General features: G+C 58.3%; 26 protein-coding genes. 16 read left to right on the top strand and 10 right to left on the bottom strand.

Annotated elements, in window-relative coordinates; translation table 11 throughout:
* Nucleotides 1-151 precede the first annotated feature (151 nt).
* From aroK to trpS, 7 genes are all read left to right on the top strand, one after another.
* Nucleotides 152-673: a shikimate kinase AroK gene (gene aroK / locus F3I47_RS18310; RefSeq protein WP_003852989.1), complete on the top strand. Its 522-nt coding sequence runs from the start codon at nt 152-154 to the stop codon at nt 671-673.
* A 38-nt stretch (nt 674-711) separates the two neighbouring features.
* Complete coding sequence (gene aroB / locus F3I47_RS18315; protein WP_150030082.1) at nt 712-1,800, top strand: 3-dehydroquinate synthase; 1,089 nt, start codon at nt 712-714, stop codon at nt 1,798-1,800.
* 72 nt (nt 1,801-1,872) lie between these two features.
* Nucleotides 1,873-2,904 carry an SPOR domain-containing protein gene (locus F3I47_RS18320; RefSeq protein ID WP_150030081.1) on the top strand — a complete coding sequence of 344 codons (1,032 nt, stop codon included), beginning with the start codon at nt 1,873-1,875 and terminating at the stop codon, nt 2,902-2,904.
* A 93-nt stretch (nt 2,905-2,997) separates the two neighbouring features.
* Nucleotides 2,998-3,813, top strand: coding sequence for an adenine-specific DNA-methyltransferase (dam, locus tag F3I47_RS18325; RefSeq protein WP_046100717.1), 816 nt, complete (start codon nt 2,998-3,000; stop codon nt 3,811-3,813).
* Nucleotides 3,814-3,880: 67 nt separating this feature from the next.
* The gene (gene rpe, locus F3I47_RS18330; RefSeq protein ID WP_009087670.1) at nt 3,881-4,564 is read left to right on the top strand and encodes a ribulose-phosphate 3-epimerase; all 684 of its coding nucleotides are present in this window, start codon (nt 3,881-3,883) and stop codon (nt 4,562-4,564) included.
* Nucleotides 4,548-5,225: a phosphoglycolate phosphatase gene (locus F3I47_RS18335; protein ID WP_150030080.1), complete on the top strand. Its 678-nt coding sequence runs from the start codon at nt 4,548-4,550 to the stop codon at nt 5,223-5,225. Before rpe ends, F3I47_RS18335 begins: the two co-directional genes overlap by 17 nt.
* 16 nt (nt 5,226-5,241) lie before the next feature.
* Nucleotides 5,242-6,243: a tryptophan--tRNA ligase gene (gene trpS, locus F3I47_RS18340; protein ID WP_009087666.1), complete on the top strand. Its 1,002-nt coding sequence runs from the start codon at nt 5,242-5,244 to the stop codon at nt 6,241-6,243.
* Nucleotides 6,244-6,299: 56 nt separating this feature from the next.
* Here trpS and cysG read toward each other — a convergent pair whose 3' ends face one another.
* Genes cysG through nirB form a run of 3 tightly spaced genes read right to left on the bottom strand, consistent with a single transcriptional unit; the run spans nt 6,300 to nt 10,572 of the window.
* The gene (cysG, locus tag F3I47_RS18345) at nt 6,300-7,664 is read right to left on the bottom strand and encodes a siroheme synthase CysG (protein WP_150030079.1); all 1,365 of its coding nucleotides are present in this window, start codon (nt 7,662-7,664) and stop codon (nt 6,300-6,302) included.
* 44 nt (nt 7,665-7,708) lie between these two features.
* Nucleotides 7,709-8,035: a nitrite reductase small subunit NirD gene (gene nirD / locus F3I47_RS18350; RefSeq protein ID WP_150030078.1), complete on the bottom strand. Its 327-nt coding sequence runs from the start codon at nt 8,033-8,035 to the stop codon at nt 7,709-7,711.
* Nucleotides 8,032-10,572 (bottom strand): nitrite reductase large subunit NirB, encoded by a 2,541-nt coding sequence (gene nirB / locus F3I47_RS18355; protein WP_150030077.1) that lies wholly within the window; start codon nt 10,570-10,572, stop codon nt 8,032-8,034. The genes nirD and nirB overlap by 4 nt, the downstream gene beginning before the upstream one ends.
* Nucleotides 10,573-10,787: 215 nt before the next feature.
* Between nirB and F3I47_RS18360 the strand changes: the two genes are divergently transcribed.
* Nucleotides 10,788-12,065 (top strand): cytosine deaminase, encoded by a 1,278-nt coding sequence (locus tag F3I47_RS18360; RefSeq protein ID WP_304621958.1) that lies wholly within the window; start codon nt 10,788-10,790, stop codon nt 12,063-12,065.
* A gap of 35 nt (nt 12,066-12,100) precedes the next feature.
* Here F3I47_RS18360 and tsgA read toward each other — a convergent pair whose 3' ends face one another.
* Nucleotides 12,101-13,279, bottom strand: a complete 1,179-nt coding sequence (gene tsgA, locus F3I47_RS18365; protein ID WP_046100712.1) for an MFS transporter TsgA — start codon at nt 13,277-13,279, stop codon at nt 12,101-12,103.
* 263 nt (nt 13,280-13,542) lie between these two features.
* Here tsgA and ppiA point away from each other — a divergent pair, with 263 nt between their 5' ends.
* The 5 genes from ppiA to F3I47_RS18390 all read left to right on the top strand — a co-directional run bounded on the left by ppiA (nt 13,543) and on the right by F3I47_RS18390 (nt 16,887).
* Nucleotides 13,543-14,115 (top strand): peptidylprolyl isomerase A, encoded by a 573-nt coding sequence (gene ppiA / locus F3I47_RS18370; protein WP_046100711.1) that lies wholly within the window; start codon nt 13,543-13,545, stop codon nt 14,113-14,115.
* A 99-nt stretch (nt 14,116-14,214) separates the two neighbouring features.
* Nucleotides 14,215-14,385, top strand: a complete 171-nt coding sequence (locus F3I47_RS18375; RefSeq protein ID WP_009087653.1) for a YhfG family protein — start codon at nt 14,215-14,217, stop codon at nt 14,383-14,385.
* The gene (locus F3I47_RS18380; RefSeq protein ID WP_150030075.1) at nt 14,375-14,968 is read left to right on the top strand and encodes a putative adenosine monophosphate-protein transferase Fic; all 594 of its coding nucleotides are present in this window, start codon (nt 14,375-14,377) and stop codon (nt 14,966-14,968) included. Before F3I47_RS18375 ends, F3I47_RS18380 begins: the two co-directional genes overlap by 11 nt.
* 41 nt (nt 14,969-15,009) lie before the next feature.
* Nucleotides 15,010-15,585, top strand: coding sequence for an aminodeoxychorismate/anthranilate synthase component II (locus tag F3I47_RS18385; RefSeq protein WP_009087650.1), 576 nt, complete (start codon nt 15,010-15,012; stop codon nt 15,583-15,585).
* A gap of 81 nt (nt 15,586-15,666) precedes the next feature.
* Nucleotides 15,667-16,887, top strand: coding sequence for an aspartate aminotransferase family protein (locus F3I47_RS18390; protein WP_150030074.1), 1,221 nt, complete (start codon nt 15,667-15,669; stop codon nt 16,885-16,887).
* On the opposite strand, the gene F3I47_RS18395 is transcribed toward F3I47_RS18390, so the two are convergent.
* A complete protein-coding gene (locus tag F3I47_RS18395) occupies nt 16,877-18,964 on the bottom strand; it encodes a YccS/YhfK family putative transporter (RefSeq protein WP_009087646.1) in 2,088 nt (695 codons plus the stop codon). The two genes, F3I47_RS18390 and F3I47_RS18395, sit on opposite strands and share 11 nt — an antisense overlap.
* A 57-nt stretch (nt 18,965-19,021) precedes the next feature.
* Entirely contained in the window at nt 19,022-19,654 is a 633-nt protein-coding gene (crp, locus tag F3I47_RS18400; RefSeq protein ID WP_003852956.1) for a cAMP-activated global transcriptional regulator CRP, read from the bottom strand.
* A 303-nt stretch (nt 19,655-19,957) separates the two neighbouring features.
* On the opposite strand from crp, the gene F3I47_RS18405 reads away from it, so the two are divergent.
* A complete protein-coding gene (locus F3I47_RS18405; RefSeq protein WP_150030073.1) occupies nt 19,958-20,362 on the top strand; it encodes an OsmC family protein in 405 nt (134 codons plus the stop codon).
* Between the two features lie 419 nt (nt 20,363-20,781).
* On the opposite strand, the gene F3I47_RS18410 is transcribed toward F3I47_RS18405, so the two are convergent.
* The 3 genes from F3I47_RS18410 to F3I47_RS18420 form a co-directional block, all read right to left on the bottom strand.
* On the bottom strand, nt 20,782-21,651 hold the full coding sequence (locus tag F3I47_RS18410) for a phosphoribulokinase (RefSeq protein WP_009087643.1): 870 nt from the start codon (nt 21,649-21,651) through the stop codon (nt 20,782-20,784).
* Between the two features lie 61 nt (nt 21,652-21,712).
* Entirely contained in the window at nt 21,713-21,931 is a 219-nt protein-coding gene (locus F3I47_RS18415; RefSeq protein WP_009087640.1) for a YheU family protein, read from the bottom strand.
* Between the two features lie 4 nt (nt 21,932-21,935).
* Complete coding sequence (locus tag F3I47_RS18420) at nt 21,936-22,952, bottom strand: hydrolase (protein ID WP_150030072.1); 1,017 nt, start codon at nt 22,950-22,952, stop codon at nt 21,936-21,938.
* A gap of 58 nt (nt 22,953-23,010) precedes the next feature.
* On the opposite strand from F3I47_RS18420, the gene F3I47_RS18425 reads away from it, so the two are divergent.
* Nucleotides 23,011-23,613: a LysE family translocator gene (locus tag F3I47_RS18425; RefSeq protein WP_009087637.1), complete on the top strand. Its 603-nt coding sequence runs from the start codon at nt 23,011-23,013 to the stop codon at nt 23,611-23,613.
* 1 nt (nt 23,614) lies between these two features.
* Here the strand turns inward: F3I47_RS18425 and F3I47_RS18430 are convergent, their stop codons facing one another.
* Entirely contained in the window at nt 23,615-24,595 is a 981-nt protein-coding gene (locus F3I47_RS18430; protein ID WP_046100706.1) for a LacI family DNA-binding transcriptional regulator, read from the bottom strand.
* Nucleotides 24,596-24,835: 240 nt separating this feature from the next.
* Between F3I47_RS18430 and tauA the strand changes: the two genes are divergently transcribed.
* Nucleotides 24,836-25,813: a taurine ABC transporter substrate-binding protein gene (gene tauA, locus F3I47_RS18435; RefSeq protein ID WP_150030071.1), complete on the top strand. Its 978-nt coding sequence runs from the start codon at nt 24,836-24,838 to the stop codon at nt 25,811-25,813.
* Nucleotide 25,814: the final 1 nt, after the last annotated feature.

The raw sequence follows: 25,814 nt of genomic DNA on the forward strand, positions 1-25,814 counted from the left end.
GAAGGCAATATAATCGGTTGCCAAACAGCCTTGAGTGTTGAGATAATTTTTCATCTGACTCTTGCTAACGCTCATGAGGTCTCAGTTCCTGTCCCGCCAGCAAAAGCTGAACGCGGGGTATCATTAACGAATTCTTAGTAATACCGACAAAATGGCAGAGAAACGCAATATCTTTCTGGTTGGGCCGATGGGTGCCGGCAAAAGCACTATTGGCCGTCAGTTGGCTCAGCAACTCAACATGGAGTTCTTCGATTCCGATCAGGAAATTGAGCGACGCACCGGAGCGGATGTGGGCTGGGTTTTTGATGTCGAAGGCGAAGCTGGCTTTCGCGATCGCGAAGAAAAAATCATTAACGAACTGACCGAGAAGCAAGGCATCGTCCTGGCGACAGGGGGTGGTTCCGTCAAATCCCGGGAAACGCGTAATCGTCTCTCCGCCCGTGGTGTTGTGGTTTATCTTGAAACCACGATCGAGAAGCAACTGGCGCGCACTCAGCGCGATAAAAAACGTCCGTTGCTGCAGGTGGACTCCCCGCCGCGTGAGGTGCTTGAAGCGCTGGCTGGCGAACGTAACCCGCTCTACGAAGAGATCGCCGATGTGACCATTCGTACAGACGACCAAAGTGCGAAAGTCGTGGCGAATCAGATTATCCACATGTTGGAAAAAAGTTGATCCAACGTTCGAAGGCTCTCTGACAGGTATTGAGCATCATGGAGAAGATCACCGTCTCACTGGGGGAACGCAGTTACCCCATCACTATCGCCGCCGGACTGTTTAACGATCCGGCTTCTTTTTGGCCGCTGACCGCGGGCGAAAACGCCATGGTGGTGACCAACCAGACGCTGGCACCGCTCTATCTTGACAGGATAACGGCGCAGCTGACGGCGGCAGGCGTAAAAGTTGATCAGGTGATCTTACCCGATGGCGAACAATACAAGACGCTGGCGGTGATGGATCAGGTTTTTACTGCACTGCTGCAGAAGCCGCACGGTCGTGATACGACGCTGGTTGCCTTAGGCGGCGGCGTCATTGGCGATCTGGCCGGTTTTGCTGCGGCCAGCTATCAGCGTGGTGTGCGCTTTATTCAGGTTCCGACCACCTTACTGTCGCAGGTCGACTCGTCGGTGGGTGGCAAAACCGCGGTGAACCATCCGCTGGGCAAAAACATGATCGGCGCCTTCTATCAGCCTGCCTCGGTGGTGATCGATACCGCCTGTCTGCAGACCCTGCCGGCGCGTGAGCTGGCCTCCGGCCTGGCAGAAGTGATCAAGTATGGCGTTATCCTCGACGGCGCCTTTTTCCAGTGGCTGGAGCAGAATATTGATGCGCTGCTGGCGCTGGATGAACAGGCGCTGGCCTACTGCATTCGTCGCTGCTGTGAGCTGAAAGCAGAGGTGGTGGCGGCTGACGAGCGTGAAAACGGTCAGCGGGCGCTGCTCAATCTGGGGCACACTTTTGGCCATGCGATTGAATCGCATATGGGCTACGGCAACTGGCTGCACGGTGAAGCGATTGCCGCAGGTATGGTGATGGCGGCGCGCACGGCGGAACGGCTGGGGCAGTTCCAGCCGCACGAGACGGAACGCCTCATTGCCCTGTTGCAGCGTGCCGGTTTACCGGTGCATGGCCCACAGGCGATGCGTGCAGAGATGTACCTGCCGCACATGATGCGCGATAAAAAAGTTCTGGCGGGCGAACTGCGGCTGGTTCTGCCGTTGTCGATCGGCCGCTCTGAAGTGCGTGGCGGCGTGGCACATGATATGGTGCTGGCTGCAATTAACGATTGTCAGCAACCCTGAGAATAAGCAGTTGAGTGGTGACGCGGCGCGCAGGGTGCGCAGTGCGGAATGCCGCTTTACGGAGGAGGCAAAATGGATGAGTTTAAACCGGAAGATGAGTTAAAACCTGACGCCAGCGACCGCCGTCCCTCGCGCCCTCGTAAGTCGTCTACCGCAGCCAGAATACCGGTTTCGCGCCAGCGCATCATGATGGGCGTCGGGATTCTGGTTCTGCTGTTACTGGTTCTGGGGATTGGGTCCGCGCTCAACGGCCCTGATGAGAAAAAACCCGCGTCAGCGGGCACTACGCCTGCTGCGGGTGGCAGCACCGGCGGTGAGAAGAACATCGACCTGACCGGCTCCTCTTCCATGTCTGGCGCTCAGAACACGCCGGCCACCACCGACAATAACGCGGCGGCCAGCGGTGAGGCGGCGTCCGGCCAGGCGCGTGACGTCTCAATGCCGCCTGTTGCCTCTACGCCGACCCAGGCTGCACCGGTTGACGCCCCAGCGAATCAGCAGCGCGTCACCTTGCCAGGCGATCTGAACAGTGCGCTGAGCAATCAGCAGCAGCAGGTCGACAGTGCGGCAATGGGCTCGCAGGGCGGCAGCTCACTGCCGACCGCGCCTGCCACCGTCAGCGGCAATGCCGGAACGGCGGCGAATCCCGTTACCGCACCGGTGACGCGTCAGACGCCAGCCCGCTCAAACGCGGCCTCCCGTCCGGCGCACGACACCGCGCACAAAGCGGCGGCGAAGCCGGCAACCCGCGACAGCAAAACACACACGACGCCAGCACGGTCACCCGTCAGTTCTGCGCCCGCTACATCGGCAGCAGGCAGCAGCACGGCCAGCAAATCACTGCCAGGCGGCAGCTACACCCTGCAGCTGAGCGGCGCGTCCAAAGCAGAAAGCCTGAATGCCTGGGCGAAGCAGCAGAATCTGAGCGGCTATCACGTCTACAAAACCACCCGTAATGGTCAGGCGTGGTATGTGCTGGTGAGCGGCTCCTATGCCACACCGGCTGATGCCAAACGCGCTGTCGCCTCGTTGCCTGCAGACGTACGTGCGAAAAACCCGTGGGTAAAACCGGTCAGCCAGGTGAAGAAAGAAGCCAGTCAATAGCGGACAGAGGGCCAGTTTCTGGCCCCGTTTTAAGCGCAGATCTGCTGTCGGTCCAGCCACAGCCTCACAATAAGATGTAATTACCACGACAGCATGAAAAAAAATCGCGCTTTCCTGAAATGGGCAGGGGGAAAATTTCCCTTAGTCGAAGAGATCCATCGCCATCTGCCGCAAGGCGACTGCCTGGTTGAGCCATTTGTTGGCGCGGGTTCGGTGTTTCTGAACACCGACTTTGATCGCTATCATCTCGCTGACATCAACAGCGACCTCATTAATCTCTATAACATCGTCAAACTGCGCACCGCGGATTTCATTCGTGACGCGCAATTGTTGTTCACGCCGGAAGGGAACACCGAAGCCTGTTACTACCAGCGTCGCACCGAATTTAACCTCAGCACGGATGCCTACCAGCGCGCGCTGCTGTTCCTCTATCTGAACCGCCACTGTTATAACGGCCTCTGCCGTTATAACCTGCGTGGTGAGTTCAACGTGCCGTTTGGCCGCTATCGCAAACCCTATTTTCCGGAAGCTGAGCTGTTATGGTTTGCCGAGCGAGCGCAAAAAGCGACGTTTGTCTGTGAATCGTACGATGTTACCCTGACCAGTGCCGGCAAAGGCTCGGTGGTCTATTGTGACCCCCCTTATGCGCCGCTGTCGGCAACGGCCAACTTTACGGCTTATCACACCAACAGCTTCAGCCTGCGTGAGCAGGAGAATCTGGCGATGCTGGCGGCACAGCTGGCCGCGTCGGAGCACCGGATTCCGGTACTGATTTCTAACCACGACACTGCACTGACGCGTCTGTGGTATCAGGATGCAGTGTTACATGTGGTCAAAGCCCGGCGTTCTATCAGCCGGAGCATAACCGGTCGCACCAAGGTCGACGAACTGCTGGCACTTTATCGCTAGTCTGTTTCGTCCGCGACCAACGCATTACGCCAGCCTGAGTGCTGGCGCACAACAGTGGGAGAATCGGATGAAACAATATTTGCTGGCCCCTTCAATCCTGTCGGCGGACTTTGCCCGCTTGGGCGAAGATACAGCCAAAGCGCTGGCGGCCGGAGGTGACGTGGTTCACTTCGACGTGATGGACAACCACTACGTGCCAAACCTGACCATGGGTCCGATGGTGCTGAAAGCCCTGCGCGACTATGGCATCACCGCCCCTATCGATGTGCATCTGATGGTGAAACCCGTCGATGCGCTGATCCCGGAATTCGCCAAAGCGGGTGCCACCTATATCACCTTTCATCCCGAAGCCAGCGAACACGTTGACCGCACCCTGCAGCTGATTAAAGAGCATGGCTGCAAAGCCGGTCTGGTCTTTAATCCGGCGACCCCGCTGAGCTACCTCGATTACGTCATGGATAAGCTGGATATCATTCTGCTGATGTCCGTGAACCCGGGCTTTGGCGGTCAGTCATTTATTCCGGGCACCCTGGATAAACTGCGTGAAGCGCGCCGGCGTATCGATCAGAGCGGCTACAACATCCGTCTGGAAGTGGATGGCGGTGTGAAGATCGACAACATTGGCCAGATTGCCGCCGCCGGTGCCGACATGTTTGTTGCCGGTTCCGCCATCTTCGGTCATCCCGACTATAAAAAAGTTATCGACGACATGCGCAACGAACTGGAGAAGGCCAATGGCTCATTTCACTGATATTCGTGCGCTGGCGTTTGATCTGGATGGCACCCTGGTGGATAGCGCACCCGGCCTTGCCGAGGCTATCGACCGCACGCTGAACGACCTGCGTCTGCCGCAGGCGGGCCTGGCGCGAGTGTCTACGTGGATTGGCAACGGTGCCGATATCATGATGGCGCGTGCGCTGACCTTTGCGCTGGGCCGCGAACCGCAGCCGGAAGAGCAGCGCGATGCGCGGGTGCTGTTTGACCGGCACTACGCCGATACCGTGGAGGCGGGCAGTACGCTGTTTCCGCACGTGAAGCAGACGCTGGCAGCCCTTAAGGCGAGCGGACTGCCGATGGCGATTGTCACCAACAAGCCGACGCCGTTTGTGGCGCCGCTGCTGGAATCGCTGGGGATTGCCGATGCGTTTTCGCTGATTATTGGTGGCGATGATGTGCCGGTTAAAAAACCGCATCCGGCCGCCATTTTTATGGTGCTTGGCACCTTTGGGGTGCTGCAGGATCAGTTGCTGTTTGTCGGCGACTCCCGCAATGATATCCAGGCGGCGCAGGCGGCAGGCGTGCCCAATGTGGCCATGACCTATGGCTATAACTATGGCGAGCCGATTGCCACCAGCCAGCCCGATTTAACTCTCGACTCTTTCGACGAACTTTTGCCCGCTCTGGGGCTGTAAATATCAGGACTTAAGTATGAAACCCATCGTTTTCAGCGGCGCACAGCCGTCCGGCGAACTGACCATCGGCAACTATATGGGTGCGCTGCGTCAGTGGGTGCAGATGCAGGATGATTACCACTGCATTTACTGCATCGTTGATCTGCATGCTATCACCGTGCGTCAGGACCCTGCCGCACTGCGTAAAGCGACGCTGGACACGCTGGCGCTCTACCTTGCCTGCGGCATCGACCCGCAAAAAAGCACCATCTTTGTTCAGTCCCATGTGCCGGAGCATACGCAGCTGAGCTGGATCCTGAACTGCTACGCCTATTTCGGTGAGCTGAGCCGCATGACGCAGTTCAAGGATAAATCCGCACGCTACGAAGAGAACATCAATGCCGGTCTGTTCGACTATCCGGTGCTGATGGCGGCGGACATTCTGCTCTATCAGACCCATCAGGTGCCGGTCGGTGAAGATCAGAAACAGCATCTGGAGCTGAGCCGTGATATCGCGCATCGTTTCAATGCGCTGTATGGCGACATCTTCAAGGTGCCGGAGCCGTTCATTCCGAAGTCTGGCGCGCGCGTAATGTCGCTGCTGGAACCGACGAAGAAGATGTCCAAGTCTGACGACAACCGCAACAACGTGATCGGCCTGCTGGAAGATCCGAAAGCGGTGGTGAAGAAGATTAAACGCGCCGTCACCGACTCTGAAGAGCCACCAGTGGTGCGCTACGACGTGAAAGAGAAGGCGGGCGTCTCTAACCTGCTGGATATTCTGTCGGGCGTGACCGGTCAGAGTATCGCCGAGCTTGAGCAGGCGTTTGAGGGCAAGATGTATGGCCATCTGAAAGGTGCAGTGGCGGATGCGGTGTCGGGCATGCTCTCTGAGCTGCAGGAACGTTATCACACCTTCCGCAACGACGAAGCGCTGCTGGAGCAGGTGATGCGTGATGGCGCGGCGAAAGCACGCGCACAGGCGCAGGAAACCCTGAAGAAGGTGTATGAGGCGGTGGGCTTCGTTGCGATGCCGTAACGGCTGAGCAGTCAATGAAACGGCGGACATGATGTCCGCCGTTTTCATTTGTCGATTCAGAACCAGCGCAGCGTCTCGCGCAGGCTGACCACGCTGCCAATGATGACCAGGCCCGGACTGCTCACCTGTCCGGCCAGACTCTCCAGCTCGCTCAGCGTGCCGGTCACCACCCGCTGACGCGGTGTGGTGCCGTTCTCCACCAGCGCCACCGGCATATCGCTGCGCATCCCGTGTCGGATCAGCTGCTGCGCTATCTCTGCGGCCTGCGCCAGCCCCATGTAAAAGACCAGCGTCTGCTGTTCCGCCGCCAGCGTCTGCCAGGCGAGGGTGCCCGTTTTCTGCAGATGGCCGGTAACCAGCCTGACGCTCTGCGCATGATCGCGGTGGGTCAGGGGAATGCCGCTGTAAGCCGCGCAGCCTGACGCGGCGGTGATCCCCGGCACCACGCTGAAAGGGATCTGCTGCTGCGCCAGCGCCTCCAGCTCTTCGCCGCCTCGTCCAAAGATAAAGGGATCGCCCCCTTTCAGCCGTACCACCCGCTTTCCGCGCTGCGCCTGTTCGCAGAGCAGCTGATTAATCGACGCCTGCGGCACGCAGTGATGTCCGGCGCGTTTACCCACGAAGATACGCTCGGCATCGCGGCGCACCAGCTTCAGGACCGCATCGGAGACCAGGCGGTCATAGACGATGACGTCCGCCTGCTGAATAAGCTGTAAGCCTTTCAGGGTCAGTAGTCCGGCATCGCCCGGCCCGGCACCGACCAGCGCCACCTCCCCCTGGCGGGCCGGGTCGGCGTCAAAAAGTGCGTCAGCGATCTGCTCTGCACGCGGCCTGTCGCCGTTCGCCAGCGATTGCGCCAGTCGCTCGCTGTGAAAGAAGCGCTCCCAGAAGCGGCGGCGGGCACCTGGCGCGCCATACTGCTTTTTCACCCGCGCGCGCAGGTGACCGGCCAGCTGCGCCAGCTGGCCGAGATGTTGCGGCAGCCTCGCCTCCAGCTTCTCCCGCAGCAGGCGCGCCAGCACCGGCGCCCGTCCGCCGGACGACACCGCCACCATCAGCGGGGAACGATCGATGATCGATGGCACAATCGCGCTGGCCTGCTGCGGTGCATCCACCAGGTTGCAGAAGATCTGCTGCCTTTCCGCCGCTTCCGCCACCTGCTGATTGACCGCGTTGTCGCTGGTGGCGGCCACCACCAGCCAGCAGCCGTTCAGCCAGTGCGGATCGAAATGTCCCGGCAGCAGCGTAACCGCACGCTGCTGTGCCCACGCCTGGAAGGCGGGCGAAAAATCAGGGGCACCCACCCGGAGTTCGGCACCGGCTTCCAGCAGCAGGCGGGCTTTGCGCTCCGCCACATCACCCGCACCCACCAGCAGACAGCGCCGGCCCTGCAGGCGGCAGAAGAGGGGGAAGTAGTCCATCAGCGATCCTTAAAAAAGCCCGCCGGAGCGGGCTGTGAAGAGAGTTACAGGCAGACTTCGACCTGTCCGGCATTGACCCGCACCGGCCAGGCGGCCACGTTGCGCGAGGCATCCTCCATACAGACACCATCGCTGAGACGAAAACGCTGCTTTTTCAGTGGGCTGGCCACCCAGAGCGCATCCTGATGTTCCGCGATAATGCCGCGCGACAGCACACTGGCCCCGGCAAAGGGATCGATGTTGCTGATGGCATAGAGCTGTTCATCATCGCGTGGACGGAAGATGGCGATCTGCTCGCCGTTGACCAGCGCACAGACGCCCGTGGCGGGCGGGATCTGCGTCAGCGCGCACACCGGATGCCACTGGCTCATGATTTCGTCTCCTCTGTCAGGGTGATGGCAATACGCTCGTCGGCGCGGGCCGGCCGGTGCTGGTCGCGTTCGGCCACCCGCTGTATGCCCGGGTCGCGCTGCGGCGAGTTGATAAAGTGGGCGAAGCGCGAAAGGGACGGTTCCTCTTCCAGCGTGACTTTCCATTCGCAGCGGACAGTGGCGCGCAGCGCAGCCAGCTGATGCTCCAGCTGGCTGTTGAGACCGAGCCGGTCATCCATAATCACCGAACGCAGATAGCCGATGCCGCCCTCCATGCTCTCCAGCCACAGCGAGGTGCGCTGCAGACGATCGGCGGTTCGGATATAGAACATCATGAAGCGGTCAAGCGCGGCGATCAGGGTCTCCTGATCCAGATCGGCGGCCAGCAGGTCGCCATGCCGCGGCTTCATGCCGCCGTTGCCGCAGACGTAAAGGTTCCAGCCTTTTTCGGTGGCGATGATGCCGACATCCTTCCCCTGGGCCTCCGCGCACTCGCGGGTGCAGCCGGAGACGCCAAATTTCATCTTATGCGGGGTGCGGATGCCTTTGTAGCGGTTCTCCAGCATCACGCCCAGAGCGAGACTGTCGCCGACTCCATAGCGGCACCAGGCGCTGCCGACGCAGGTTTTCGCCATTCGCAGTGCCTTAGCGTAGGCCTGGCCGGTTTCGAAGCCGGCGTCGATCAGCTGTGACCAGATGGCGGGCAGATCGTCTTTCTGCGCCCCGAAAAGGCCGATGCGCTGTGAACCGGTGATTTTGGTGTAGAGCTGGTAGCGCCCGGCGATCTCACCTATCGCTTTCAGTCCCTGCGGCGTGATTTCCCCACCGGGGGAGCGCGGGATCACGGAGTAGGTGCCATCCTTCTGAATATTGCCCAGGCAGAGGTCATTGCTGTCCTGCAGCGGGGCGTGCTGGGGTTTGAGCACATACTCATTCCAGCAGGAGGCGAGCAGCGAACCCACCGTGGGCTTGCAGACCTCACAGCCGTAGCCTTGGCCATAGCGGGCCAGCAGTTCATCAAAGGTTTTGATCTCTTCTACCTGAATCAGGTGATACAGCGCCTGACGGGAATACGCAAAATGGGCGCAAAGATGGTCGCTGACCGCAATCCCCTGGCGGCTGAGCTCACTGTTGAGCACCTGTGTGAGCAGCGGAATACAGCCGCCGCAGCCGGTGCCTGCACGGGTGGTGGTTTTCAGTGCAGCCACGGTGTGGCAGCCCGCCTGGACCGCCTGCACAATATCGCCTTTAGTGACGTCGAAGCAGGAGCAGATTTGCGCGCTCTCCGGCAGAGAGTCGACGCCGATAGTCGGTTTTTCACCGCTGCCTGTGGGCAGAATCAGCGCTTCCGGCTGGTCAGGCAGCGGAATCGCGTTCAGCACCAGCTGCAGCAGGTTGCCATAGTCGCGGGTGTCGCCCACCAGCACGGCCCCCAGCAGGGTTTTCTGATCCTCACTGAGAATCAGGCGTTTATAGATCGATTTGCCTTCGTCCAGCCAGATCACGCTGCGGGCGCCTGGTGTGGTGCCGCGCGTATCGCCAATCCCGCCGACATCGACCCCGAGCAGCTTGAGCTTCGCGCTCATGTCCGCGCCGGTAAAGGCATTGTCGCGGCCCAGCAGATGGTCGCTGGCAACCTGGGCCATTTTGTATCCCGGTGCCACCAGGCCATAGGCCCGGTTCTGCCAGGCGGCACACTCGCCGATCGCGTAGATAGCGGGGTCGCTGGTGCGGCACTGGTCATCAATCGCGATGCCGCCGCGCGGCCCCAGCGTCAAGCCACACTGCTTCGCCAGCGCGTCCTGCGGACGGATACCGGTGGAGAAGACGATAAAATCGACCGCCAGCGTGCTGCCATCGGCAAACTGCAGTGTTTTGCCGCCCTGTTCATGATGCACAATCTGTTGGGTATTTTTGCCGGTGTGAACCCGTACACCCATCTCTTCGATCCTGCGACGGAGCTGCTCTCCGCCTTGCTGATCCAGCTGTTCTGCCATCAGCACGGGGGCAAATTCTATAACGTGGGTTTCTATGCCCAGATTTTTCAGGGCACCCGCCGTTTCCAGGCCCAGCAGACCCCCGCCAATCACCGCGCCACGTGTGCTGCGGCGTGAGCAGGCCTCAATCGCATCAAGATCCTCAAGAGTGCGGTAGACAAAGCAGTCGCTGCCGTCCGCTCCCTTAATCGGCGGGACCCAGGGATAAGAGCCGGTGGCAAAAATCAGCGTGTCGTAGCGGACCGTGTGACCAGTGCTGGAGTGGATCAGTTTCTCATCACGGTTAAGGGCGATGGCGCGCTCGCCCAGCAGCAGCGTGACCTGATGTTTCTCGTAATACCCTTTACGTACCAGCGAGAGTTCTTCTGCGGTGTGGTGGGAGAAGTAAGCCGAGAGGTGGACACGATCGTAGGCGACGCGCGGTTCTTCACAAAAGACGGTCAGCGAAAACTGGTCAGGTTCCGCTTTCTCCATTAACTCTTCTATGAAGCGGTGGCCGACCATGCCGTTACCGATAACGACGACATTGTGCTTGCTCATTTTTGCCTCAGATTTGCGATTTCTGCGGCTACAATAGCGCGCCTTTTCTGGCGCTTATTGATGTACATCAACCACCCGTCCATATACCTATTTATGGTTAGGTGGTTGATTTGAATTGATTTTATCCGGAAGGGCTAACCCGCTGATAATCCGGTATTGCCGCCGGGACGACGATTCGTGCTAGTTTTAACCAAAACCCGGATAAGGAGATGGCAATGCGGTCACCCAAGTGGATTAACAACGTGCGTTTACCCTGGCGGGAAGGTCTGTGGCAGATCGAAATTGCCGACGGCAGCATTGTCCGCCTCTCGGCCCAGCCCCAGCAGGCGACACCGGCCGATCAGACGCTGGACGGCGAGGGCGGTCTGGCCTGTGCGCCCTTTATTGAGCCACACATTCATCTGGATACCACCCAGACCGCGGGTCAGCCCGCGTGGAATCAGTCCGGCACCCTGTTTGAAGGCATAGAGCGCTGGGCGGAACGCAAGGCGATGCTCAGTCACGAGGATGTTAAACAGCGGGCGATGCAGACGCTGAAATGGCAAATCGCCAACGGCATCCAGTTTGTTCGCACCCACGTTGACGTCTCCGATCCCTCCCTGACGGCGCTCAAAGCGATGCTGGAGCTGAAGGCGGAGGTGGCCCCCTGGATAACCCTGCAGATCGTCGCCTTTCCTCAGGAGGGCATCCTCTCCTATCCCAACGGGGAGGCGCTGCTGGAGGAGGCGCTGCGGCTGGGTGCTGATGTGGTCGGGGCGATTCCGCACTACGAATTTACCCGCGAATATGGCGTGGAGTCGCTGCATAAGACCTTTGCGCTGGCGAACCGCTACGACCGGCTGATCGATGTTCACTGCGATGAGATCGATGATGAGCAGTCGCGCTTTGTGGAAACCGTGGCGGCGCTGGCCCATCGCGACGGCAACGGCGCACGCGTGACCGCCAGCCACACCACCGCCATGCACTCCTATAACGGTGCCTACACTTCGCGGCTGTTCCGCCTGCTGAAGCTGTCGGGCATTAACTTTGTCGCGAACCCGCTGGTCAATATTCACCTGCAGGGGCGTTTCGAAACCTATCCTAAGCGGCGCGGCATTACGCGGGTGAAAGAGATGCTGGAGGCGGAGATCAACGTCTGCTTCGGCCACGACGACGTGTTTGATCCCTGGTATCCGCTGGGCACCGCCAGCATGCTGCAGGTGTTGCACATGGGCTTACATGTCTGTCAGCTGATGGGCTACGAGCAGATTGATGCGGGGCTGGATCTGATTACGCATAACAGCGCGAAGACGATGCAGCTTGCAGGCTATGGCATTCAGAGCGGCAACGAGGCGAGCCTGATCATTCTGCCGGCTGAGAGTGGCTTTGATGCGGTGAGAAGGCAGGTTCCGGTGCGCTACTCGGTGCGGCGTGGCAGCGTCGTGGCTGAAACAAAACCGGCGGAAAGTGAAATTTACTGGCGGGAGCGGGAGCGCGTAGATTTCCGGCGTTAACGAGCAGGGCGGCGATGAATCGCCGCCCTGAAGCATTAATGCGTGATGTGACCGTGCGTACGATGACGGCTGACAAAGCCGAGCAGCGCACACATGACAAACACCACCGCGTAAAGCGCGTTGGCGGTCGCCAGTGCGGTATGCACTCCGCTTTTCTCAACGATAGGCGCCGTCACCACAAAGGTCAGCATGGTGCCGACGGTGCCACAGGTCAGGATAAAGTTCACCAGCTTCGGTGAGGCGACTTTGGTCTGCAGCGAACCCAGCGTGATGATGGTGGTGTAGATCGCACTGGAGCTGAAGCCAAGAATCATGATGATCCATTTCAGCATGCCGGCATCGTTGCTGCTGACGAACCAGTACATCAGCACCGTGGCCAGACCCGCCAGCACCATCAGAATGCGCTGCAGGTCGAAGAAGCGCAGCAGGAAGCTGAAGACCCACATGCCGACCATGTAGGCTGTCCAGAAGCTGCCCACCAGCTGTCCGGCATCATTGATGTTCATGCCCATGACTTTGGTGGCATATTCCGGCACCCAGGAGATGAAGCCAAGCTGGCCGAGAATGTAGCAGAGAGCCGCCACTGCCAGCAGCAGCACGCCCAGACCCCATTTCTCTTTTTCCACCGTCGGGCTGTTTTCAGGCTTGCGCAGCACCGGGAACTCCACACACAGCGTCATGATGAAGATCGCGACGTAGATGAAGCCGATGCAAACGTAGACCCAGTACCACGGCAGCTGACGCGCCAGCAGGATCCCGGCCAGTACCGGAAACAGCGTGCCCGCCATGCTGAAGAAGGAGTCCGTGAAGAGCAGGCGGGAACCACGCTGACGACCCTCATACAGATGGGTGATCAGGAAGGTGCCGATCGACATGGTAATGCCGCTGACCACGCCCAGCACAAACATACAGAGCGAGAAGATGGTCAGATCGCGGCTGGTCATTAATCCGACGATCGCCAGGACCATCAGAACGAAGCCGAAAATCAGCTGGCGCTTCAGGGGCACAATCACCATCAGCCAGGCATTCAGGAAGACCGCAGCCAGGATGCCGCTGTTGAGGAAGGTGAAGGTGTTACTCATGCTGGAGACAGGGATCTGGAAATCTTTTGCGATATCGCCCATTACCATGCCGGTAACGATTACCAGTGCGCCCGTCAGCGCATAGGAGAAAAAGCTTATCCAGGTAAGGCCAATACGATTTCGGTTTGTCATGTTCTGAACCTGTTAGGGACCGGGTGCCAAAAAGTGTCAGAAAGTGTAAACGGAACTGTGATCTTAATAAACAAGCAGTGAAACTACAGATCCAAATTTCATGTGTTGTGTGATTTTAATCACGTAATTGCTGAGGGTTAACGTTTGCGTCTCGCTTTTGCGCAGGCAGCGTAAATATAGGTAAAACGCTGGCTCTTGTATTCCATGCTCTTTACACTAAATCACTTTTTTCGATCCCCACTCTCCAGGGTAAGGAACCTTTCATGTTCAAACGTACTTTAACAGCGGCCATTACCCTGTTAGCGCTCTCATCTGTTTCCGCCCAGGCGCTGGCCGCAAAAGGCGACACGCACGTTCTGCTTACCACCTCCGCCGGTAATATCGAACTCGAACTGAATAACCAGAAAGCGCCGGTTTCCGTAAAAAACTTCGTTGATTACGTTAACAGCGGTTTTTACAACAACACCATTTTTCATCGCGTGATCCCGGGCTTTATGGTGCAGGGCGGCGGTTTCACCACCGATATGCAGCAGAAGCAGACCAACGCGCCGATCAAGAACGAAGCCGATAATGGCCTGCGCAACCTGCGCGGCACCATCTCGATGGCGCGTACTGCGGATAAAGACAGCGCGACCAGCCAGTTCTTCCTCAACGTGGCGGATAACGCCTTCCTTGACCATGGACAGCGCGATTTTGGCTACGCCGTTTTCGGTAAGATTGTGAAAGGCCAGGATGTGGTTGAAAAAATTTCTCAGGTGCCGACCAAAGATGTTGGCCCTTACCAGAATGTCCCGTCTAAACCGGTCGTTATCCTCTCCGCGAAAGTCCTGCCTTAACGCCTTTTGTCGCCATCTGCGGATGGCGATCGCCCGCCGCCTCCGGCAAAGCCAGAATTTGCTCTTATACTTAGGGCAAAAACCTGAGCAGGAGGCGGCATGGCGAACAAACTCACCGAAAAACAGAAGGTCACACTGTGGCAACAGCGGCGCAGCGCCAGCTATCAGGCCAGCTGTCGGCTGGAGGGCTTCACACCGAATGAGATCAGCGTGAAGAGTGACGATGCGGAAACGCGTCTGGCGTCACTGAGGAGGCAATATGGACTCTAACAGCGCCGTCAGCCAGGACCCTTACCTGTGGCAGCACGACAATGTGCTGAAAAATCTGGCCGAAATTCACGATGCCGCCCAGTTGCGTAAGGCGGAGCTGAGCTTCAGTGCGGCGCGTCTCGCCACGCTGGAACTGGGGCCCCGCAACCCCGGTTTGCCCTGGCTGCGTCAGATCCACCGCACCCTGTTCCAGGATCTCTACAGCTGGGCCGGTGAACTGCGCACCATCGATATCTGGCGCGATGAAACACCGTTCTGTCATTTCGAATATATCGAAAAAGAGGGCAACGCCCTGATGGCCGCGCTGGAAGAGGAGAGGGGGCTGGCTGACCTCCCGCGTGACGCCTTTATCCCGCGTATCGCCCACTACTTTTGTGAAATCAACATGCTGCATCCGTTCCGCCATGGCAACGGGCGGGCCCAGCGCATCTTCTTCGAACAGCTGGCGCTGCATGCCGGGTATCTGCTGACGTGGGAAGAGACCGATGCGGAGAGCTGGAAAGCGGCTAATCAGGCTGGTGTGGCGGGCGATCTGGCTCCGCTGGAGGCGGTTTTTGCGAAAGTGGTGAGTGAGGCGGCTTAACCACGTAGAATAGCGGCGCGGTTTATCATTCTGGATCAGTCATGCTGCTGCTTATCGACAACTACGACTCCTTTACCTGGAATCTTTATCAATATTTCTGCGAACTGGATGCGCAGGTTAAGGTGGTGCGCAATGACGCCATCACGCTGGAGCAGATGGCTGCCTTACCGCTGACCCATCTGGTGATCTCCCCCGGCCCCTGTACGCCTTCGGAGTCGGGGATCTCACTGGCGGCCATCCGCCACTTTGCCGGGCAGCTGCCGGTGCTGGGCGTTTGTCTGGGTCATCAGGCTATCGCGCAGGCGTATGGTGCGCAGGTGGTGCGCGCCCGTCAGGTGATGCACGGCAAAACCTCCGCCATTCAGCACACCGGCAAAGGCGTGTTCCGCAATCTCAACAATCCCCTGACTGTCACCCGTTACCATTCGCTGATCGTGCAGCGCGAGACGCTGCCCGATGCGTTCGAGGTCACCGCCTGGAGTCTGCGCGACGGTGAGCCCGACGAGATCATGGGTTTCCGCCATAAAACGCTGGCGCTGGAAGGCGTGCAGTTTCATCCCGAGAGCATTCTCAGCGAGCAGGGTCATCAGCTGCTGCGCAATTTCCTGACGCAATAAGTTGCCTTTGAGTGATTTTTTATGCATATTTTGTGATTATTATTTCAATGTTGCACAACTATCATTCAAATGGGGTCATCAATGGCGGCGGAAAAAATTGCGGTTACCCGGGAGACGTTCGATAACGTTATTTTGCCTGTTTATGCACCTGCGCAGTTTGTGCCGGTAAAAGGCAAAGGCAGTCGTGTGTGGGATCAGCAGGGCAAAGAGTATATCGATTTCTCCGGCGGGATCGCCGTCACCGCACTGGGCCACTGCCATCCGGCGCTGGTGGAGGCGCTGAAAAGCCAGGGCGAAACGCTATGGCATACCAGCAACGTTTTCACCAACGAACCGGCCCTGCGCCTGGCCAGTAAGCTGATCCAGGCCACCTTTGCGGAGCGCGTTTTCTTTGCCAACTCCGGTGCCGAAGCGAACGAAGCCGCCTTTAAGCTGGCGCGTTACTATGCCTGCAAACGTCACAGCCCTTTCAAGAGTAAGATCATCGCCTTTCATAACGCCTTCCATGGACGGACGCTGTTTACCGTCACGGTTGGCGGTCAGCCAAAATATTCAGACGGCTTCGGCCCGAAACCGGCGGACATCGTGCATGTGCCGTTCAATGACCTGGAGGCGGTAAAAGCGGTTATCGACGATCACACCTGTGCCATCGTGGTGGAACCGATTCAGGGCGAAGGCGGCGTGATGCCCGCGACGCAGGCCTTTATGCAGGGACTGCGTGAGCTGTGCGATAAGCATCAGGCGCTGCTGGTGCTGGATGAAGTGCAGAGCGGTATGGGCCGCAGCGGCAAGCTGTTTGCCTATGAGCACTATGGTGTTCAGCCCGATATCCTGACCTCAGCCAAAGCGCTGGGCGGCGGTTTCCCGGTCAGCGCCATGCTGACCACAAATGAGATCGCCTCGACGATGGCGCCAGGCGTGCATGGCACTACCTACGGCGGCAACCCGCTGGCCTGTGCGATTGCCGAAACCGCACTCGATATCATCAATACGCCAGAGGTGCTGTCAGGCGTTGAGGCGCGTCGTCAGCACTTTGTGACCGCCTTACAGGCTATCGATGCGAAGTACGATCTGTTCAGCGATATTCGCGGCAAGGGGCTGCTGATTGGCGCGGCGCTGAAACCGCAGCATGCCGGACGGTCGCGCGACATCCTCAATGCCGCGGCCGCTGAAGGCGTGATGGTGCTGGTCGCCGGCACCGACGTGATGCGTTTTGCTCCGTCGCTGATCATCGAGCCTGCTGACATCGAAGAGGGCATGAGCCGCTTTGCCACGGCTGTCGGCAAAGTGCTCAACGGCTAGCGGATTTTTTCCGTAAGTGTCTGATCAGCCAGCGGCCATGTTGTGGTCGCTGGCTCCACGCCAGCGAGGAGATGGTATGCATGACGCTGAGATGATCGAGAATGCGTCGCACATGCTGCTCCACCACCGTTACCGGTCCTTCACTGATATTCCCCAGCTCATCCAGCAGATTAACCTGCGAACTGGCACCCTCATATTCCAGCCGCTGCTGACAGCGTTGCAGCGCGATCTCACAGGATTGCAGGTAACGTTCCGCCAGCGAGGGGGTCAGCATGGTGTGCTCACGCGCCAGAATGGTCATCGCATTGATGTGCTCGACGATAAACTGGCTGTGCGTGACCCAGAGCCGCATATCTTTCAGATACTGGGCGTTGAAACCCGGCTCCTGCATCGCCTGATTCAGCGAGTTAAACAGCGCATTGTGCGCCTGATTCACCTGCACACGCTGATAAGCCAGTTTGCCGGGTGCCTGTTCCTCTCCCAGCAGGAGGCGCAGCGCATCCTGATAGGTTTCCAGCGCGTCATGGGCATTTTGCCGCAGTAAGCCACTCTGCCACTGCGGCCAGAGCCAGATCATGCCGCCAAAGGCGATCAGGCAGCCCATCAGCGTATCCATCAGTCGCGGCAGCAGAAACTGCGCGCCATTCAGTGAGAGGAGCTGCAGCGAGTAAACCGCAGTGACCGTAAAGCCAATCATCGACCAGCCATAAAACTGACGGGTAAAGCGATAGCTGATAAAGGTAATCGCCAGCATCACCAGCAGGACGACAGGTTCCGGCACCGCCAGACGCAGTGTGGCCGCCGCGACCACCAGGCCGGCAAAGGTGCCGAGCGCACGGTGCTGGATACGGACGCGGGTGGCGCTGTAGCCGTTCTGGCTCACGAACATGATCGTCATCAGAATCCAGTAGGGCTTAGGGATGTTGAAGAAGAGCGCCAGCGCGCTGCCCAGCATCAGCATGACCGCAAAGCGACCGGCAGTGCGCAGCGCTGAGGAGCGAAATGAGAGGTAGCTGCGCAGCGCCGGGAGCAGCGGCAGACGGCGCTGGCGGTCAGCCATCAGGTCGCGCTGGTAAAGCGGTTTCTGGGTGCGCAGCACCCGCGCAATGCGGTTGAAGTGATAAAGGCAGAAGTGGCCCACCGGATTGTCGGGATGCTGACGGGCGATCTTCTCCAGCGCGCCAAGCTGTTTATCCATCGCAAAACGATCGGCTAACTGGTGGTAGAGAATGGTATCGGCCAGCACCCGCAGCCGGGCTGAGATGGTTTTGGCGTTCCAGCGGATCACCGCTTCAGCATGGCTCTGCTCAACCAGTTTCTGCACCTCTTCCGGCCGGTGCAGGCTGACCGAGATGTGCTCCTGCAGATCCAGCGCCACCTGAAAGGCGCGCGTCAGCCGTTTATGGCTGTTGTCGCGGCTCGCCGACAGCATATGCATCTGCTGATAACAGGTGTTGATCAAATCGACCACTTTCTGCTGCCGAGCCAGCAGCGGCGGCAGGGCCTTCTCCGGATCGGTCAGCTGCGTCAGCAGGGTATATTTGGCGTCGCAGTAGTTCGCCAGCTCGCGGTAGATCAGGCTCAGGCTTTCGCGCATCGGCTGCTCTTTCCACAGCCAGAACCAGAACCAGTTAAACACGCCATACCAGAGGGTGCCGCCGATATAGAGCAGCGGCGGCACATAGATGGGCATGCGGCCCGTCAGGCTCAGGGTAAAAATAGCGGCGATGAGGGTGCCGGAGAGCAGGCGGCCATGCAGCGGGCTGATCTCCCCGGTGACACCCAGCAACAGGGGCATCGCAAACAGGATCAGCGGCAGCGGAACCGCATGCAGGGTAAGCCACTGGATCAGGAAGCTGCCAAGCGCAAACAGGCTGCCGCCCACAATCAGACGTTTGAAGAAACGTTTATGCGGGGTATCGAGACCGGCAATGTTGCAGCAGGCGGGGACTAACGAGAACAGCAGACCTTTTTGCAGGTCGCCAGCCAGCCAGCCCAGCGCGACCGGCAGGCAGAGCACCAGCGTTTGCCGCAGGGCATAGTTCACTTCAGGGTGATAAATAATTCGACGCCACATCGGCTCAGCACAAACAATAACGGCGTGATGCGAACATCACGCCGTGGATGACAGGAATTAGCGGGTGCCGTAAACGACGATGGTTTTGCCGTGTGCAGAGATCAGATTCTGATCTTCCAGCATCTTCAGAATACGGCCCACGGTTTCGCGTGAACAACCCACAATCTGGCCAATTTCCTGACGGGTAATTTTAATTTGCATGCCGTCGGGATGCGTCATGGCATCTGGCTGTTTCGCCAGGTTAAGCAGAGTCTGTGCAATGCGTCCGGTCACGTCGAGGAAAGCGAGGTTACCCACTTTTTCTGACGTCACCTGCAGGCGACGCGCCATCTGCGACGAGAGTCGCATCAGGATGTCAGGGTTCACCTGAATCAGCTGACGGAATTTCTTGTAGGAGATCTCCGCCACTTCGCACGCGCTTTTAGCACGTACCCAGGCGCTGCGCTCCTGACCTTCTTCAAACAGGCCAAGCTCGCCGATGAAATCCCCCTGATTCAGGTAGGAAAGAATCATCTCTTTGCCTTCTTCATCTTTAATCAGAACCGCGACGGAACCTTTCACGATGTAGTAAAGCGTTTCAGCTTTTTCACCTTGGTGAATCAGCGTACTTTTGGATGGATACTTGTGAATATGGCAATGGGACAGGAACCATTCGAGTGTAGGGTCTGTTTGCGGTTTGCCGAGAACCATTCGCTATTATCCTCTGTTGTAATCGTGCCCAAAATACAGGGGGCAGTTTTCCCTGTCAGGCGGTGAAAGCTTCAAGCGTTTCCTTTTCAGGAAATTATTCGGGCCGCATCAGGCGCAGTGCGCATCATTCTTCCCGGCTTCGCCATCGGGTGACGAAAAATATTTTCAGCTCTGTTTGTAGCACAGCTTTTGCCGACTGTCTTCTGTTGTCTCGCTTCAGCTAAGGGCGGATTTCTCTGGATTGCTGTTTATCAGGCGAAAGCGTACTCTGGCGACAAAACAGCGTATTCCGGAGCAAAAATCATGCAGGCAAGAGTGAAATGGGTAGAAGGGATGACATTCCTTGGTGAGTCATCCTCCGGCCATCAGATCCTGATGGATGGCAATTCAGGGGATAAAGCGCCCAGCCCAATGGAGATGGTGCTGATGGCGGCGGGCGGATGCAGCGCGATCGACGTGGTATCAATTCTGCAAAAAGGCCGCAACGATGTGGCTGATTGTGAAGTAAAACTGACCTCAGAACGTCGTGAAGAGGCGCCGCGAATCTTTACGCACATCAACCTGCATTTTATCGTGAGTGGCAAAGCACTCCAGGATAAAGCGGTCTCACGCGCGGTGGATCTTTCGGCGGAAAAATATTGTTCGGTGGCCATCATGCTGGGGAAAGGGGTGACGATTACACATAGCTATGAGGTGGTTGAGCTGTAATAGCCGCAGGTTTTTTTAAAGTTGCTGGCAGTCCGGTGTGAGGCCGTGCCTGGATGGGGGAATTCACTTTGAGACTGTGCCTGTGCAAGGAACCGGGTCAGATCGATTTGTGGGGGTTCGCTGTCAGGCCGTGCCTGCGCAGGAAACCGGGTCAGATCGGAAAGTCGCTTGAACCAATCCATGGCCGCTCGGCCCGCGCGATTACGCACCTCATCCCTGAGGTGCGCCCGTAGCCGGGCCAACACGTTGCGTTGTTCAAAAACGCTCCCGGCGTTTTTATCCGGGCGGCGGGACGCTTTCCTCTTCTGACCCGGTTCCCTGCGTGTTGAACTTATATGCTCCCTGAAGCCTGCTCAGCGGTTGCCACATTTACCCTGTGCCAGTTTTGTCATACGTTTAAAAAGGCCCTTTATGGCCGCTCACTCTATCCGTTTACCTTCCATCAGCCGCTTCACCAGCGGCCCCATGATCAGCTCCATCGCCAGACCCATTTTGCCGCCGGGCACCACCAGGGTATTGATATGCGAGATAAACGACCCCTGCAGCATCGCCAGCAGATAGGGGAAGTCGATATCCTCCAGTCCCTGGAAGTGGATTACCACAAAGCTCTCATCAAGAGACGGGATAGCGCGGGCGGCAAACGGGTTCGAGGTATCCACGGTCGGCACGCGCTGAAAGTTAATATGGGTGCGGGAGAACTGGGGCGTAATGAAGTTGATGTAATCCTCCATCGACCGCACCACCGAATCCATCACTGCCTCGCGGGAGTGGCCGCGCTCGCTGGTGTCCCGCACCAGCTTCTGAATCCATTCAAGGTTAACAATCGGCACCACGCCCACCAGCAGATCCACCTGTTCTGCGACGTTATGCTGCGCGGTGACCACGCCACCGTGCAGGCCTTCGTAGAACAGAATATCGGTGTCCTGCGGCAGCGGCTGCCACGGCGTAAAGGTGCCAGGCACCTGATTCCACGGCACCGCCTCATCATAGGTGTGCAGATATTTACGCGACTGGCCCTGTCCGCTTTGACCATACTCTTTGAAACTCTGCTCCAGCAGGCCAAAGTCGTTGGCCTCCGGGCCGAAATAGCTGACGTGACGTCCTAAATCGCGCGCTTTACGAATCGCCATATCCATTTCAGGACGGGTAAAGCGGTGAAAGCTATCGCCTTCCAGCTCCGCCGCATGCAGATTTAGCTGCTGGAAGATTTTGCGAAACGCGAGGCTGGTGGTGGTGGTTCCTGCGCCGCTGGAACCGGTCACCGCGATAATGGGATGACGAGCAGACATTGAAAAGCTCCCTGTGTGGTCGGGCAATGAGCATTGTTATCATGAAATGCCCGCCGGTGCATCAGCCGCGAAATTCTTTGCGCGGCATAATATTGACCGACTCATGCAGTTCCGACCACACCAGCACCACTTCGCCAGACTCCAGCTGCCGACGCACATCCGCGACCTTGTCGACCAGGCTGCGCTCCTGTTCGCCATAGTCGGTGCCTTCGCGCAGCACAAACGTTTCAATCAGGTTTTCGAGGGTCTCCGGGGAGACCTGTTGCCAGGGAATAATCACGCGATCAGTTATCCAGAATAGGGGCGATCCACTGGGGGATGCGCTGTTCCAGCCACATTTCGGGCTGACGTAACGTCCCACCGACAAAGCCGACATGGCCGCCGTGTGGGCTCAGTTGATAAGTAATAGTGGCAGATAATTGGCTGCTGTGCGGGATCACCTCATCGCTCATAAAGGGATCGTCTTTCGCATGGATGATCAGCAGCGGTGTTTCGACCTGCTTCAGCCACGGCATGGCGCTGGCACGCTGATAGTAGTCGGTCGCATCCGCAAACCCGTGGGCACGGGCGGTGATCGCGTCATCAAAATCGCGCAGTCGCCGCAGGGCTTTCAGCTGCGCAAGGTTGACCGGCAGCGTATCCGGCCAGGCGTGTAGCTTACGGCGGGCATTTTTCTTCAGTTGCGCCAGCAGATAGTACTGATAGACGCGGGAAAAGCCGCGCTCCAGTCTCAGGCTGCAGGGTTCCAGCTGCAGCGGGGCGGAGACGATCACGCCCGCATCAACCCCGGCGTCTGCACCCTGCTGACCCAGCAGGCAGCCCAGCATATTGCCGCCCAGCGAGAAGCCTACGGCGGCGGTGGGCACGCGTCCCCAGCGGCGGTGCAGCCACTGCAGGAAAAAGCGGGCATCGTCCGTTTCGCCGGAGTGATAGATCCGGTTCAGCCGGTTAGGCTCGCCGCTGCAGCCGCGAAAATGCATCACTACCGCCAGCCAGCCGCGCGCACGGCAGATGGCCATCAGGCCATGGATATAGGGGCTGTGAAAACTGCCTTCGAGACCGTGAAACAGCACCACACGCGGTTTATGCTGCGCCTTGTGCGGATCTTCGCTCCAGGCGAGGTCGACAAAATCGCCATCCGGCAGATCGAGACGCTGCCAGTGGGGCTGGAGAGTGACATGGCGCCGCAACAGGCGCGGCAGCACGGTCTGCAGATGCGCATTACGCAGTGAGCCCGGCGGGATAAAGCGCTCATTTCCGGGTCCGGTAAATTTCATGGGGTAAAAGCTTGTCTGTTCCATATCACACTGTTAGCTTCGAAAGGTTTTTTCTTGCAGGGGTAAGGAGTACCCGATTGCCATGGAACTGAGTCTTTTCTTATCGATGTTAGGGTTTCTCTGGGTCGCTGCCATTACGCCAGGCCCTAATAATATGTTACTCACCGCCTCGGGCGCTAATTTTGGCTTTGTGCGCACCATTCCGCTGATGATTGGCATCATGATCGGCATGCAGGTGATGCTGCTGATGGTGGCCTTTGGGGTGGGTGGCCTGATCCTGCTCTATCCGTCACTGCATCTGATGCTGAAAATCGCCGGCAGCCTCTATCTGCTCTGGCTGGCGTGGAAAATCGCCACAGCCAGCTATGAAAAGCTGGAAACTGACCAGGGCCCGGACGCGCCGATGCCGTTCTGGCAGGGGGGCGTGCTGCAGCTGATCAACCCCAAAGCCTGGCTGATGGCGCTGGGCGCAGTCGCCAGCTTCAGCCTGGCAGGGGACGCTTATCGCCATTCGATTGCCGCGATAAGCATCGGCATGTTTATGGTCAATCTGCTGTCGGGCGCAATCTGGATGGGATTCGGCGCGATGATTGGCCGCATTCTGCGCAGCCGTCGCGCCTGGAAAATTTTCAACCTCGCCATGGGGCTGCTGACTGCCGCCTGCGTGCTGTTAATCTGGCACTGAGTTAACTGGATGCGCGTTCAACGCGCGTCCAGGGCAGTACTTCGCGGACCACTGACGCGTTCGGATTACGGATCTTCTGCAACAGCAGCTGCACGCTGCGAGCGCCCAGCTGGTTCATCGGCTGTTCGATGGTGGTCAGCGGCGGATTCAGGCTGCGGGTGAACGGAATCCCATCAAAACCGACTACCGCCAGATCTTCCGGTACGCGCAGACCTGCCTCCAGTGCCGCATGCACCACACCCACCGCCAGCACATCGGAAACCGCAAACACCGCATCCGGCGGTTCCGGCAGCGCCAGCAGCTCCTTCACGGCCTGACTGCCCGCCTCAGGGGAAATTTCATCGGTATAAGCGACGCCAGACCAGGGATACTCCAGCTCTTCCAGCGCCTGCCGGTAGCCCTTTTCACGATGATGTGAATAGAGGTAGCGCATATCGCCATTCACCAGCCCGATGCGTTTACGTCCTTTACCGGCCAGGTAATGGACGGTGTCACGCGCAGCTTCAAGATGATCGATGGTGACCGAGGAGGCGGGGATCGTCGGATCAAACTCGCAGCACTGCACCCACGGCGCACCGGCAATCAGCGCCTGCAAATCCTGCAAGCCCGACGCGGCATCCATGGTAATCACGCCATCCACCACTTTCCCGGTCAGCAAACTCAGATAGGCGGCTTCCCGCTGCAGCTGCGAAGCGGAGTTGCAGAGCAGGATGTGATAGCCATGCAGTTCGGCTTCTGCCTCTATCCCCTGCACCACGCGCGAGCAGAAGGGATTGGTGATATCTGAGATCAGCACCAGCAGCATGTGGCTTTGCGCCGTACGCAGCTGACGTGCCAGTAAGTTGGGCTGATAGTCGCAGGCAGAGATCGCCGCCAGAACTTTCTCACGCGTATCGGGCTTGACGCCAGGATGCGCGTTGAGTACCCGCGATACCGTGGCTTTGGAGACGCCAGCCAGCTGAGCGACTTTCTCAATCGACATCGGGTTACAGAGACCTTAACAGGCAATGAATGGGAACACATATCAATAACACAGGGACAATGTGAGCGCCTGACATTTTTGCTTACTTTAGCTATTTTCAGCATTTGCGATTTCTGACTTAGGTTTGCAGATAGTGATCTAAGAACTTATTTCTATTAGGGATAATTTTTAATTCCTTTGTGAAACTATAGTGCGCAGAGACACTGCCCCCACGATAAAAAAACAGGGGGGAAAACGATCATGGCAACAACACGTTTCACACTTTTAGCCGCCGCGCTGGCGCTGCTGGCTTTCCGGGCTGATGCGGTGAATATCACCGTGGCCTACCAGACTTCCGCCGAACCGGCAAAAGTGGCGCAGGCGGACAACAGTTTTGCCAAAGATAGCGGAGCCAGCGTTGACTGGCGTAAGTTTGACAGCGGCGCGGGCGTATTACGTGCGCTGGCCTCCGGTGACGTCCAGATTGGTAATATCGGTTCCAGTCCGTTAGCAGTGGCCGCGGCGCAGAAGCTGCCGATTGAAGCCTTTTTACTCGCGTCGCAGCTGGGTAATTCGGAAGCCCTGGTCGTCAAAAAGAGCATCACCTCCCCGAAAGCTCTTATCGGCAAGCGCATCGCGGTGCCGTTCATCTCCACCACCCACTACAGCCTGCTGGCTGCGCTGAAACACTGGGGCATTAAGTCGTCGCAGGTTCAGCTGGTTAATCTGCAGCCGCCCGCGATTATTGCTGCCTGGCAGCGCGGCGATATTGACGGGGCCTATGTCTGGGCACCCGCGGTGAATGAGCTGGAAAAAGAGGGCAGGGTGTTAACCGACTCTTCGCAGGTGGGGAGCTGGGGATCACCGACGCTGGATGTCTGGGTCGTACGCAAAGATTTTGCCGAACAGCATCCGGAGATCGTCACTGCCTTTGCCCGCAGCGCTATCGAGGCGCAACAAGCCTACCTGAAGAGTCCCGACAGCTGGCTGAAGCAGCCTGAAAACCTCAGCAAACTGTCACGCCTGAGCGGGGTGCCGGAAGCGCAGGTGCCGGACCTGGTGAAGGGGAATACCTATCTGACGGCGCAGCAGCAGGTTGAGCAGCTGGGCAAACCGGTCAATAAAGCGATTGTCGATACCGCGCAGTTTCTGAAAGCGCAGGGCAGAGTGCCACAGGCCGATAACGACTACAGCAGCTACGTCACTTCCCGCTTCGTCGCACCACTCGTTAAACAGTAAG

Source organism: Pantoea sp. M_10 (genome assembly GCF_008631515.1).
GTDB classification, from domain to species: domain Bacteria; phylum Pseudomonadota; class Gammaproteobacteria; order Enterobacterales; family Enterobacteriaceae; genus Pantoea; species Pantoea anthophila.